General features: G+C 58.7%; 12 protein-coding genes and 1 tRNA gene. 7 read left to right on the forward strand and 6 right to left on the reverse strand.

Annotated elements, in window-relative coordinates:
- Nucleotides 1-11: 11 nt before the first annotated feature.
- Together RKE50_RS01845 and RKE50_RS01850 are read left to right on the forward strand one after the other, a co-directional pair.
- Nucleotides 12-2,471 carry an exonuclease domain-containing protein gene (locus RKE50_RS01845; protein WP_350033922.1) on the forward strand — a complete coding sequence of 820 codons (2,460 nt, stop codon included), beginning with the start codon at nt 12-14 and terminating at the stop codon, nt 2,469-2,471.
- Nucleotides 2,468-3,085, forward strand: a complete 618-nt coding sequence (locus tag RKE50_RS01850) for a hypothetical protein (RefSeq protein WP_350033924.1) — start codon at nt 2,468-2,470, stop codon at nt 3,083-3,085. Before RKE50_RS01845 ends, RKE50_RS01850 begins: the two co-directional genes overlap by 4 nt.
- A gap of 72 nt (nt 3,086-3,157) precedes the next feature.
- Here the strand turns inward: RKE50_RS01850 and RKE50_RS01855 are convergent, their stop codons facing one another.
- From RKE50_RS01855 to RKE50_RS01875, 5 genes are all read right to left on the reverse strand, one after another.
- Nucleotides 3,158-3,652, reverse strand: a complete 495-nt coding sequence (locus tag RKE50_RS01855; protein ID WP_350033925.1) for a DUF4411 family protein — start codon at nt 3,650-3,652, stop codon at nt 3,158-3,160.
- A complete protein-coding gene (locus RKE50_RS01860) occupies nt 3,627-4,772 on the reverse strand; it encodes an ImmA/IrrE family metallo-endopeptidase (RefSeq protein ID WP_350033926.1) in 1,146 nt (381 codons plus the stop codon). The genes RKE50_RS01855 and RKE50_RS01860 overlap by 26 nt, the downstream gene beginning before the upstream one ends.
- 281 nt (nt 4,773-5,053) lie before the next feature.
- Complete coding sequence (locus tag RKE50_RS01865) at nt 5,054-5,767, reverse strand: hypothetical protein (RefSeq protein ID WP_350033927.1); 714 nt, start codon at nt 5,765-5,767, stop codon at nt 5,054-5,056.
- Nucleotides 5,754-6,632, reverse strand: coding sequence for a terminase large subunit domain-containing protein (locus RKE50_RS01870; RefSeq protein ID WP_350033929.1), 879 nt, complete (start codon nt 6,630-6,632; stop codon nt 5,754-5,756). Before RKE50_RS01870 ends, RKE50_RS01865 begins: the two co-directional genes overlap by 14 nt.
- Nucleotides 6,629-7,219: a hypothetical protein gene (locus RKE50_RS01875; protein WP_350033931.1), complete on the reverse strand. Its 591-nt coding sequence runs from the start codon at nt 7,217-7,219 to the stop codon at nt 6,629-6,631. The genes RKE50_RS01870 and RKE50_RS01875 overlap by 4 nt, the downstream gene beginning before the upstream one ends.
- 213 nt (nt 7,220-7,432) lie before the next feature.
- On the opposite strand from RKE50_RS01875, the gene RKE50_RS01880 reads away from it, so the two are divergent.
- Nucleotides 7,433-7,939, forward strand: coding sequence for an antirestriction protein ArdA (locus RKE50_RS01880; RefSeq protein ID WP_350033933.1), 507 nt, complete (start codon nt 7,433-7,435; stop codon nt 7,937-7,939).
- A gap of 115 nt (nt 7,940-8,054) precedes the next feature.
- Here RKE50_RS01880 and RKE50_RS01885 read toward each other — a convergent pair.
- Nucleotides 8,055-8,131: transfer RNA gene (locus RKE50_RS01885), tRNA-Pro, on the reverse strand.
- 241 nt (nt 8,132-8,372) lie between these two features.
- Here RKE50_RS01885 and RKE50_RS01890 point away from each other — a divergent pair.
- From RKE50_RS01890 to RKE50_RS01905, 4 genes are read left to right on the forward strand one after another with little or no spacing between them, the layout of a single operon-like run.
- Nucleotides 8,373-10,520 carry an adenosylcobalamin-dependent ribonucleoside-diphosphate reductase gene (locus RKE50_RS01890; protein ID WP_350033935.1) on the forward strand — a complete coding sequence of 716 codons (2,148 nt, stop codon included), beginning with the start codon at nt 8,373-8,375 and terminating at the stop codon, nt 10,518-10,520.
- A gap of 22 nt (nt 10,521-10,542) precedes the next feature.
- Nucleotides 10,543-11,262, forward strand: a complete 720-nt coding sequence (locus RKE50_RS01895; RefSeq protein WP_350033937.1) for a TSCPD domain-containing protein — start codon at nt 10,543-10,545, stop codon at nt 11,260-11,262.
- Nucleotides 11,263-11,305: 43 nt separating this feature from the next.
- On the forward strand, nt 11,306-11,893 hold the full coding sequence (locus RKE50_RS01900) for a GNAT family N-acetyltransferase (RefSeq protein ID WP_350033939.1): 588 nt from the start codon (nt 11,306-11,308) through the stop codon (nt 11,891-11,893).
- A gap of 50 nt (nt 11,894-11,943) precedes the next feature.
- Nucleotides 11,944-12,375, forward strand: a complete 432-nt coding sequence (locus tag RKE50_RS01905; RefSeq protein ID WP_350033941.1) for a DUF3592 domain-containing protein — start codon at nt 11,944-11,946, stop codon at nt 12,373-12,375.

Consider the following 12,375-nt stretch of genomic DNA (forward strand, 5'->3'; position numbering starts at 1 on the left):
GGTGATGGCAAATGTTCCTCTTCTTCGACACAGAGACCACCGGAACAAATAGATCGAAAGATCATATCGTTCAGCTCGCATGGATTCTTGCCGGCGAGGATTACAAGGAAATCGCCCGCGCCTCCCACATCATCAAGCCAGACGGCTACTCGATTCCACCAGCTGCAACGGCGGTTCATGGAATCACCACCGCAAGAGCCACTAGGGAAGGTAGGCCTCTAAACTCCGTACTCTCTGAATTCGCGAAGGCCGGGGCGCAAGCTAAGGTAGTTGTTGCGCACAATTTGAGCTTCGACGAGGCGTTTGTTCGAAGGGCCTATGAAGACGAGTACTTTCGCGACTACCCGCTGAGCGGGAAGAAGAAGGTTTGCACCATGAAAGAGACCACCACCTGGTGCCGTCTACCGAAGCCTTCTTCAAAGCCGGGATATAAGTGGCCAAAACTCGAAGAGCTGCATGCCAAAGTTTTCCGACGCCCGTTTGACAACCCACACGACGCACTTGCTGATACACAAGCATGCATGGCGTGCTTCTTCGAGCTTCTCCATCGAAAGGTCCTCGAGCCACCATTCGGTCGGACGAGCAGCATAATTAAACCAACCGAGGGTATCCGAAGTAGCACCGATGTCTCGGGGCAGCCCAGAGGCGCTCCGAAGCAATCCAAGCAAGACCGAAGTCAACAGCGCGGAGATTCGAACCGAAAGACCGTTCGCCTATGGCTAAGCAGAGAGCATGATCGCCACTACCTAGCGAAGTCCTCGAAGGCCACGACGGAGCAGCTTGAGCGTCTGCTCGAGTACGATGATATGGCCGCACTGGCACTCGCTGCGAAGAATCCCAACGCCACGACGACTCTAGTCCAGAAAATACTAGAGCGCTTAAGGCAGGATGACCTCTTTGCGTTACTTGAGGACGAAGGTCTCTCAATAGAAACGCTGGCAGCTCTGGCTGTGCACCGGGATATCAAGACTGTACATGGCGTCTGCAAGCACCCCCGCTGCAATAGCCAGATTCTGCAGAAAGTAATCAATCGATTGATGTGGGGACAGACTGGCTGGGAATCCCTAGTGGTCACCGCAAGCGCTCTTGGGATCGAGGCGGTCCTAAGTCAGGTACTCGCTCACCCAGAAACGCCAGATGATTTCCTGGACGAATGGTTCTGGGCATGGGTTTCCACCGGGCAGTGGATGTCGGGCACCATCGAAGCGGATGATCCACAGGCTGTTGGATTCACCCAGAACCCAAATTCGGAAAAACGCCATCTTGCCGAGTTGGCCTGGCTAGTTCCCTATGGAGGATCGCTTTGGCAAGATCTCAACAATCATTCACGGGCCAGCATGGCGGACCTCGAGGATTCACTCAGTGAGCTTGTTGATCACGGAACGGTCGAGCCAATCCCAAGCAAAGTGGGCAGCGATGTTCGGCAGAGAATCTCTACTGAACACCTGCACTGGGAGCATACGGACCCTCGATTGTTGTCGCGCCTAGCTACCTTGCAAGACAGGCTGGTCCAGCACCTGCTAGCGTGTCACCCAAACTCTCCGAGCGATGTCGTGTACACAATCTCCGAGCGGGCGTACTTGGCCATGCGTGGTCTGAACAACTACTACCAGAACGACTATGAGAATGAGTACTCCGACCCGGACGGCATAGCAAAGCGAGGCGGGATTGGATTCGATACCATTCTTTCGGCTGCTCTCACTCATGCCGCGCATCCTATACATCTGGTGCGGTCGGCTAATTGCTCAGCCAACATATTGAAGCAGTACGAGGACTCAGCACTCGCCGTACTACGGGGGTTGATTGCAGGGCACAAGAATTCAACGGGGGCGATACTTTCAAGCCTTGCCGAGGATCCAGAAAGAGAGGTTCGTGAGCTCCTCGCTCAGAACCAGAACTGTACCGCCGCTACACTGATAACCCTCTTGAAAGATGAAGAGTCGCAAATCCGCGTCATGGCGGCGCAAGCCTTTATCTCCCGAAGAGAGGCGATAAGCAGAAAAGTCCAAGAAGCGTTTGCCAAAAACGCATGTGCCGAAGTCAGGTTGAAGTTTCTCTCGCTGCCGACCCCGGATCGAGATCTGCTGTTCAGGCTGACCAATGATCCGGACGGGAGGGTTCGCAAGGCGCTGGCGACATCTGCAAAGGTGGGCTCTGATCTATTGGAGAGATTTGCAGATGACCCCTGGTGGGAAGTTCGGGAGCAGGTTCTCTGCAGGGAAGATTGTCCCGCTAGCTTCGTCGCACGCATCGCCTCCGACCCGTCAACTCAGTGGCGCCTGGCTGCCGCATCAAGTTCTTCAGGGCCTGCTGAATTGTTCGAGCTTCTGGCGTCTGATCCCAATGAGAGCGTGAGAAGAGCCGTGATGAACAATTCAACCTGCCCAGTCGGCATTCGGCTGCGGTTGTTTGAAGAGACCAAACAGGAGTCCGATGGCGTTGCCGGAATGCCACCCGAGGAAACGCTATGACGACACAGCTTGTTGATCAGATTCAGCTTGGGGACGAGGTGTATCAGATCTGCGAGTACGCCGGTGAGCCAATGTTCACTCCTGAGCAGCTCAGCCTCACACCGGTTATGCGGTCAACGTGGAGCTGGCGTGGGCTTTGGTGCTTTTTCAATATCGTCGAAGGTCGCCTTGAGTTGGATAGCCTGCTTCTTGATTCAGATGTAAGGCCTCCTACCATCAACAGAGTAATCCCGGAGCAGATCGAAGAAAGCCGAGATGAACTATTTGAGTATCGCTACCAAGGTTTGCGGCTTCCTCTGAAGTTCGATAGCAGAGTTATCGTGGGCGCGAAGCCAATCAGGCGAACGCGATTGCCTGACGACTTCAGGTCTCTCCAAGAGTACTTGTACTGGGAAGAGGTTCGGTACTGGGAGTTCGTCGGAGGCGAGCTCTCACGACAGGTAGATTGTTCAGAGCTTGTTGATTGCTTCAGGGATGAGTTTTTTGATCAGCGCGAAGCCAAAGGCGACTCTTGGGATTACAATGACATAAAAAAGCTGAAAGAGAATTATGAAGACCGATTCTTTAATTCCTGCGGTGCTACGCCATTCCCAATGCAACCGTTTGCATGCTGAATCACTTTAAAAGAGGTCTAGAGCAGCGCGGGTCGAACCGCGACCGAGAGAGGCCGTTTCATCTCAAGCCCTCTAGCCGAAGACCTCTTTTGACTGTTTGATGTACTCCACAAAACTCATCGTCGCAACATTCACGCCAGGAAGACCGCATACAGCTGGAATTTTGTATTTCTTCATGTCTCCTGGCAGATCATCCTGTCGACCCTCATTAGTGATCAGCGGCATTCCGTTTGTCTGAGCAGACGAAATGATCAGGATATCATTCTCATCAACGCCTTTAGGGTGAAAGTCTCCGTCTGAAACGCCGAGAGCTTTCTGTATCTCAAGGGCTTTCGTAACTTCTGCGTTACCTATCCCCAGCTGGCGTACGGACGCGTCTTTCAACCATTTAGCACAGTCAGGCGCGACATGCTCCACCTCTTCCAACGCAACGCTGGCGATCACGAGCTGCCCGCTGCTGATCTCTGTAGCAAGCCAGTCCCATAGTCTCGGAAACTGGTCAGGAGGGTAGTTATCCCAGCCATACACGATTGAAGAGGCATCAATTGCCCGCATAGTACCCGGCAAGTTTATGTATGTCCTGGAGCTTTATGCCGTCTAAGTAGCGGCTTGCGCGAGTAACAGTGATTTTTTGATCGCTCAGTGAGTCCAGTACAGTTTTTACATACTTGTCGCCAAACAAATGAATCGGCTCTCGATACCGGTATATACGACTCCCTGACGACTCTTTTTGTGGCAGCGCCTCTCGCCATTGCCGGTAAGCAGTGTAAAACTCTTGCTCAAGTCGCCCTACTTCTATCAACCGAAGAATGAGTACGTCATTGCTGACACCCCAGGAGGAGCGGCAGTCTCTCAAGAGGTCGTTCACAACCTCAAAGCTACCTGCATCAGTTAACTCGGGTATGGAATCGATAAAACTGTCTGGGACTAGGAAATGTGCCGCAAACTTGTTCGCCTGAGACTCCCTGCCAGAATCTGATAGAAAGTCTGCCTCCTCATCAACGGAGCTTTCACGATGCAGCAATATGTGGCCCAGCTCGTGTGCCAACGTGAAAGACTGCCTGCTCGCTGGGTCCTGCTTCCTCACAAAGATAATGGGCAGAACCTCATGATAAAGACTAAACCCCAAGATCGGACTCTGTCTTTGAATCTGCCACTTGCCTTGATACCCATTACTTCGAAAGACAAGAACGCCCTTGGCCTCAATAGATTGCCTGTACGTATCGAAGCTATTTGTCTCGCCCAACTGCAACCACGCTCGAGCAATACCCGCCGCTTCCGCAGGTAACGTCCCTGCAACCTCCGGCGGATCAAAGGCAACTATCGCCTCGGGGCGAAGGTCAGAGAGCAGCTCGAGATAGATTTTGCGTTGCTTTTCGGCTCTCTCGATTATGCTTCTAGTGTTCGCAGAGAGTGCTGGCTTTTGTTTCGTCAAGCTGCGGAAGTTCGGGGTGTGGATACGCTCCTCGTCTACCTTCCCCTCTTCGAGGAAGAAGAGCGCGCCTCTCCCGAAGAAGTTGGCCAGCTGCTTTAATTGACGGAAGGTTAGCCCCTGCTGCTCTTGTAACAATTTCTCAAAGGTTTTTTCTGGGATTCGTGAAGCTGCCGCGACCTCTGCAGGGTCAACGCCAAGGTCGTTGCAACTCCAAAGTACTCGGTCGACGTTTATGTTGGTTAATCTCTCCATTGAGATACCCTAGACCACCATGATCAGTTTTCCTAAGAGCCTTTGCGCCATCTAAGTAGCTAGCAAGGGCTTTCTATCAGCAGGCTCTGTAGTTGTTCTTCCATTACTACGCCTTACATCTTGAGGCTCTTACATTCTACTTTTTGCCTATCTCAGGCTTCTTGGGTTTACTCCGTCGCCTCATCATCAGCCTTCCATACGTCTGAATTTTGATACGGGTCGCCGATGCCCGGATAGCCAAAGTTAGATGTGGGAGCCAATACGAGCTCCAACAGCAATTATTATGTCCAGCCAGCTGCTGGCACACCGCGGGTAACGGTCAATGCCGCATTGCGCGGCTTCAGCCTGCTTGGCTCGATTATGGCACAGGCCGGGCGGTAGTGTTGTGCCCATACGCCGATCGCGCCAGAGATCGCCATATCATCGTGCCCACTGGGCGGACACGTCCACACGACATTCGACGCCCGCGTGATCTCCCGCGACAGGCTGCTCAACTCTCGAATGATCTCCGGTCCATCGCCCTGCTCCGTGATGCGTAGCGTCCCGAGCTCGAAGAACGGATATAGGCCATCGATCAACTCGGTCCTCGACAGCATCCAGATCGGTACACGGGCCTTCTGGCCGCCCACTGTGATGTTGCCGAGCGAGGGGTCGAGCGCGTGTTGAACTCGAGACGTAATCTTAAGTGGGCAGATGGGAATCGGTGAGGCTCCGGCGAGGGCTTCGAGGTGTGCCTGTTGGTTCGAGATGTCTGCAACAACCTCGTGTGCGCGCCAGTCGACGGCGAGGCGAACGACCCGCTCCACGGTTTCGGTCGGGCTGAGCCCATGAGGAAAGCGCTCGGCGTACATCACAGCGAAAACAGGCCTTCCGAGGTCAGTCCATTTACCCATCACGACAGCCGTAGAGAAGTCGGCAGTCAGACCGAAGTCATGAGCAAGGACCGTGTACTCGGATCCACGCCATTTGGAGGGGTCGAGGTCAGAGATTGGCATGGGCAGCACTCCGTAGCAGAGAGAACGGTTGCGAGCGTTGTATGACAGGATCTTCCGCATCCGGTTCGTGAGCGGATGCCGGAGGCGACTGGCCACCCAGGGCGCCGGCCAGCATTTCCTGCGTGAACGGGTTCATGCTGTTCGCGGCGAAGCTGCAACAGTACTCCTGGTCGAACACGGCAGGGGGTATTGACGCTCGAATGGTTGCCATCAGGCCTGCGTTGAGCCGCGGGCAATCGGTCCACGGCACGGATATGCGGCGCCAGTATTCATCGCCGGAGTGCCAGATCTGAGCGAATCGATTAAGCCTGCCATTCGGCGTCGAAAGCAGAATTGGCGTCCCATGGCCCGCGCTGATCGTTGGCAGGAGGGAATCAATCACTCCCGCCTCGCCACCCTCCTCGTCCGGCAGGAAGGCTGCCTCGTCCACGATAAGCAGGCCTTGCTTGACCACGAAGCCACGACCAGCCTTCGGCGAAGAAGAGATGCATGCCACGCCAGCGCCATTGTCGAGCTGGATGCGGGTCGCGTTGTCAGAGTCGATCTGGCAAAGGCCCTGCTCTTCCCCTTTCCGAATGTAGTCTTTGATGCGTGAAAGTACGGTTCCGGCATGCTCTCTACCGGTGGATACCACGAGGCTGAAGCTCCCGGGCACCAGTATGCATTGACTGGCAGCCAGCAATGCCACGCATTCTGTTTTCCCCACCTGCCTACTGCAGCAGAGAATCGTCGGCTGATACGGCTCGGAGAGTACGTCCCGCTGCCAGTCATCCAGCTGCAGGCCGCAGACCTCTTCCGCGAAGAGCTCCCGGCAGTACCGGTATCGGAGAGCCCGATGCAGTTCGGGGGGGATTGCCAGTGTCACCGAGGCGCCCCCAACACATTGTCAGCAAACCAGCGCCGGATCTCGGCGGGGGCTCTGTCGAGGCTCTCCCCTAGCGACGTATCGATGGCAGTCGAGACATCATGCAGCGATACCTTCACTCCCACCTGCACGCTGGGGCTCGCGTGGATAGCTCCCGAGGAGAGGCCCAGCTCCTTGATCTGGCCGGCGCAGGCCTTGAGGCCGTCGAGCAGGCCGCGCTTGTCGTCATCCGAATCTAAGCGATCGCACAGCTGCTCCAGGCGGCGGAGCACATTGGCCTGCTTGGTAACGATGTAATCAGGGGTGATGTCTTCCATCCGCATCGGGTTGTTGCGAAAGGTATCCAACAAAGCCTGCCGCTCAGCCTCTGGGACAACGCGCAGAGGCGTCACGTCTTCCGGGGAGGCTGCGACACGCCCGGAACCGGCATTCTGCAGCAGGCGTAGGTGGTTTCGCTTGTGACGCGAGATAGCCTGGGTGCTGATCCCGAATCGATCAGACAGGTCTTTCAGGGTTTCCCCCGACGCGAGCGCCCGGTTGATATCAGCCGCATGCGGGGACTCGCAGACTTTGCAACGCCGGGCCATATATTCACACCATGAATGCTGTTTCTTAATAGCATACACCAAATTGATGCCTTTTTCTCGTTATCTCGGCAATCGATTCCGCTTACCAAGGCAGTGACTTATACCCTCCCCCCCTCCCGAGCCCGCCTTGGTCCATCCCCCCCACCCCACCCGTGGTTTGAAGTGGGTAGCGGTGCGGTATGAGACCCCCGCGATTCATTGGGAGACTTAGCGATGGCAAAGATCACACTCTATGAACTGAGCAGCTACAACGGCGGCTGCCTCGTCCCGGGGACCTTCGATCTGGAAGAGACGCCCACCTACCAGGATTGGCTGTCGGCTGTCAGCAACTGGCTCAGACGGCTTACGCGGGAGCTCGGGCATCTGTGCGAGGAGTGGATTGTGGCCGACGTGGAAGGCTTGCCGCGGCAGTTCGTTGGTGAATACAGCCTGGATGCCGCCTATTGGGACTACCGGGAAGCCCTGGACGCCAGCTACCTTGATGAGGACGTCTTCATGGCTGCTGCCGCGCTGGATATCCCAGCCAACATGGTCGAGGAGCTCTACCAGGGCGAGTTTGAGAGCGACAGAGAGTTTGCCTGCTCCATGGCAGAGGATCTGGGACTGCTTCAGGAGGACGCTCAGTGGCCGCACACCTGCATCGACTGGGACTACGCGGCGCGGGAACTCATGTATGACTACGGGCAGTCCGACGGGCACTATTTCCGGACTTGTTACTGATCAGGGAGCGCTGAGGGGTCATGACGACTGAGTGTCGCCGACAACCGAATTCCACCTGAGATTCCACCTAGCAGTGAAATCTGAAATCCGGGGCGGCCGTAAGTCATTGAAAATATGGTCGGTGTGGCAGGATTTGAACCTGCGACCCCTTCCTCCCGAAGGAAGTGCGCTACCAGGCTGCGCTACACACCGACGTCAGCGGGAGCGCGATCATAGCAGACCGGGGCGGCATCGCCAACGGCAAAATCGACCGCCCCCGGCGCGTCCTCCCCCCACCGCCTGTCCACAGCTTAGTCACAGGAAAAAACACTACATATAGTGGGCGCCCCATAGAAAAAATCTAAATAAGGGGCCTCAGGGCTTGTCAGCCCCCGCCGTGTCGCGCAGACTGTGGGTTCGTCACGTCACACCGAGCGCAGCGGAGATAACAACCATGGGAGAAGCAGTCCAGGCTTTCACGGCGGGTCCTGACATCGATGTACAACCGGCATCGGAAGATATCTGGGACAAGAAGTACCGGCTCAAGGACCGCGCCGGCAACCCGGTAGACGCGGACATCCTCGATACCTACAAGCGGGTTGCCCGGGCCCTGGCCGAGGCGGAGCCCACGGAAGAGAAACAGAAGCAGTGGTTCCAGCGCTTCGTCTGGGCGCTGCAGAACGGCGCCCTGCCGGCGGGCCGGATCATCTCCAATGCCGGCGCGCAGGCCTACAAGCCGGCCACCTCGACCATCAACTGCACGGTGTCCGGGTCCATCGTCGACTCCATGGACGACATCCTCAACAAGAACCACGAGGCCGGCATGACCCTGAAAGCGGGCTGCGGCATCGGCTACGAGTTCTCCACGCTGCGGCCGAAGGGCGCCTACGTGAGCGGCGCCGGCGCCTACACGTCGGGGCCCCTGTCCTTCATGGATATCTACGACAAGATGTGCTTCACCGTCTCCTCCGCCGGCGGCCGCCGCGGGGCGCAGATGGCCACCTTCGACGTCAACCACCCGGACGTGCTCGACTTCATCCGCGCCAAGCGCGAGGACGGGCGCCTGCGCCAGTTCAACCTGAGCCTGCTGATCACCAGCGAGTTCATCCACGCGGTGAAGGCCGACGAGCAGTGGCCCCTTTCCTTCCCGATGACGGAGAAGGAGGCCAGGGACTCGGGCCTCGACCTCGATGATCCGAAGCAGGTGGTCTGGCGCCCGTTCCCGGTCACCAAGGACTACCTCTGCAACGAGCACGGCGAGATCGCCTGCCGGGTCTACAAGACGCTGCCGGCGCGGCGCCTCTGGGACCTCATCATGTCCTCCACCTACGACTTCGCCGAGCCGGGTTTCATCCTGATCGACAAGGTCAACGAGATGAACAATAACTGGTGGGTGGAGAGCATCCGCGCGACGAATCCCTGCGGCGAACAACCGCTCCCCCCTTACGGCTCCTGCCTGCTCGGCTCCGTGAACCTGACCCGGCTGGTGCTGGACCCGTTCACGGAGAAGGCCCGCTTCGACTGGGAGCGCTACCGCGAGGTCGTGGCCGTGTTCACGCGCATGCTCGACAACGTCGTCGAGATCAACGGCCTGCCGCTCGAAGAGCAGCGCCACGAGATCACCTACAAGCGCCGTCACGGCATGGGCTTCCTGGGCCTTGGCTCCACGCTGACCATGCTCGGCATGCGCTATGGCGACGAGGAGTCGGTGGCCTTCACGGAGCGGGTCGCCAAGGAAATGGCCATCGCCGGCTGGGAGCAGGCGGTCGAGCTGGCCGAGGAAAAGGGTCCGGCGCCGATCATGAATGACGAGTTCGAGGTCACCCCGGCGATGATGGACGCCCGCCCGGAGATGGCCCGCGACGGCATCAAGGTGGGCGACAAGCTACCCGGCCGTGTACTGCACGCGCGCTACAGCCGCTACATGCAGCGCGTGGCCGAGGTAGCGCCGCAGCTGGTGGACAAGCTGGCCGAAAACGGCGCGCGCTTCACGCACCACAGCTCCATCGCGCCGACCGGCACCATCTCCCTGTCCCTGGCCAACAACGCCAGCAACGGTATCGAGCCCAGCTTCGCTCACCACTACGCGCGCAACGTGATCCGCGAGGGCCGCAAGACCAAGGAGAAGGTCGACGTGTTCTCCTTCGAGCTGCTGGCCTACCGCCAGCTCATCAACTCGAAGGCCATGCCCTACTCGGACAACGAGGACGAGCAGCTGCCGGGGTACTTCACCGTCGCCGACGACGTCACGCCCAAGCAGCATGTCGACATCCAGGCCGCCGCGCAGAAGTGGGTGGATTCCTCCATCTCGAAGACGGCGAACGTGCCCACGGACTACCCTTTCGAGGATTTCAAGGACATCTACATGTACGCCTACGAGAAGGGGCTGAAGGGCTGTACCACCTTCCGCTTCAACCCGGAGGCCTTCCAGGGCGTGCTGGTGAAGGACAAGGACCTGGAGAACACCACTTACGAGTTCAAGCTGGACGACGGCACGACCGTGGAGCTGAAGGGCAACGAGGAAGTGGAATACGACGGCGAGATCCATACCGCCGCCAATCTTTTCGACGCCTTGAAAGAAGGCTACTACGGCAAGTTCTGAGCGCCGGGAGGGCGACGAGACAATGACTACCAAGATCGAGAAGAAAATCGTCGGCTACAAGGTCCGCGAGCCGGAAGCCGAGCGCAGCGCGGAAGAAGCCGCGGTCACCGAGGCCCCGCAGCAGCCCGAAAGCAACGTCGTGCAGATGCACGAAGCCTTCGTACGCCCGGAGCGGCTGGTGGGCTCCACCTACAAGGTGAAGACACCGCTCTCCGAGCACGCCATGTACATCACCATCAACGACGTGATCCTGAACGAGGGCACGGAGCACGAGGCCCGGCGCCCCTTCGAGGTGTTCATCAACTCGAAGAACATGGAGCACTTCCAGTGGGTGGTGGCGCTGACCCGTCTCATCTCCGCGATCTTCCGCAAGGGCGGCGACGCGACCTTCCTGGTGGAAGAGCTGAAGGCCGTGTTCGACCCGCGCGGCGGCTACTTCAAGAAGGGCGGCGTGTTCATGCCCTCGATCGTGGCCGAGATCGGCTATGCCATCGAGGACCACATGAAGCACATCGGCCTCATCAACACGGACCTCGACAGGCACCAGCAGGAGTACCTGGAACAGAAGCGCATGGAAATGCAGGGGCAGGAGCCGGGCGCAAAAAAGACTGACGGCGCTGAGGCGGAGGACAATCCCTTCCCGCCCAGCGCCAGCCTGTGCATGAAGTGCCACACCAAGGCGGTCGTCCTCATGGACGGCTGCATGACCTGCCTGAACTGTGCGGACTCGAAGTGCGGGTAGCACATCACGTCGCCTGACCCCGGGGTGCCACGCGGGCACGCACATGGCATTCGTCGAACCGGCAAGACTCAGCGCGCATGGCGTCACCCTCGAACCGCTCGAGCTCGAGCATGAGGGCGGCTTGCGCGCTGCAGCGGCGGACGGCGAGCTGTGGCAACTGCGGGTCACTTCCGTGCCCGCTCCCGCGGAGACGCGCGATTACATAGCCCGCGCCCTGGCAGACCGGGGGGAAGGCCAGCGCTTCGCCTTTGCGGTAATCGAGGACGCGACCGGCGACGTGCTCGGCTCCACGAGCTATCACGACATCCTGCCCGCGGTGAAGCGCCTGGAAATCGGCTACACCTGGTACGCCCGCCGCGCGCAGCGCACGCACGTCAACACCGCCTGCAAGCTGCTGCTGCTGGCGCATGCCTTCGACACCCTGGGGTGCAACGTGGTCGGCTGGCGCACCGACAACTTCAATTTCGCCAGCCAGCGGGCGATCGAGCGCCTCGGTGCGAAGAAGGATGGCGTATTGCGCGGCCACGCGCTGCGGCGGGACGGCACCATTCGCGATACGGTGATGTACAGCCTCCACCGGGGGGAATGGCCAGAGGTACGCGCGCACCTTCGCTGTCTGCTGGACCGGTGAGCGCTCCGCTGCTGCCTTGACTAAGCTGTCGCTAGACGAGGAGGCCTACCATGCGTGATTGGATCGGTGCTCTGGCGGCGACCCTTTTCGGCCTAGGCCTCGCGGTGGTCGGCGGCCGGCTGGTCGTCTACGACGAACTGCTGGAGAACGGCGGAGAAACGGTCGTGGCGGAGATCACGGCCTCGGGTTCGGTCCGCAGGTCCTCGGGGGGCTACGTGGACTACATCAGGTATTGGTTCACGGACCCGAAAGGCCGTGTGCGGTCGGGGCAGTCGAGCGGCTATGCCGGGCAGGTGGGTGAAACGATCCTCGTCCGCTATGCGAGCCGCTTCCCGGGCATTCATCGCGTCTCTGGCGAAGGGGCGGGGCTCGGCTACCGCTGGCGCTGGGTGTTGGTTGCCATCGGCCTCCTTTTTCTCTTTGCCGGCGTGCGCTGGCTGTTGCTGCTGCGCGCCGGGCGCGACAATTCCGGGCGGCGCTGA

Origin of the sequence: Pseudohaliea sp. (assembly GCF_040217025.1) — a bacterium.
GTDB lineage: Bacteria > Pseudomonadota > Gammaproteobacteria > Pseudomonadales > Halieaceae > Pseudohaliea.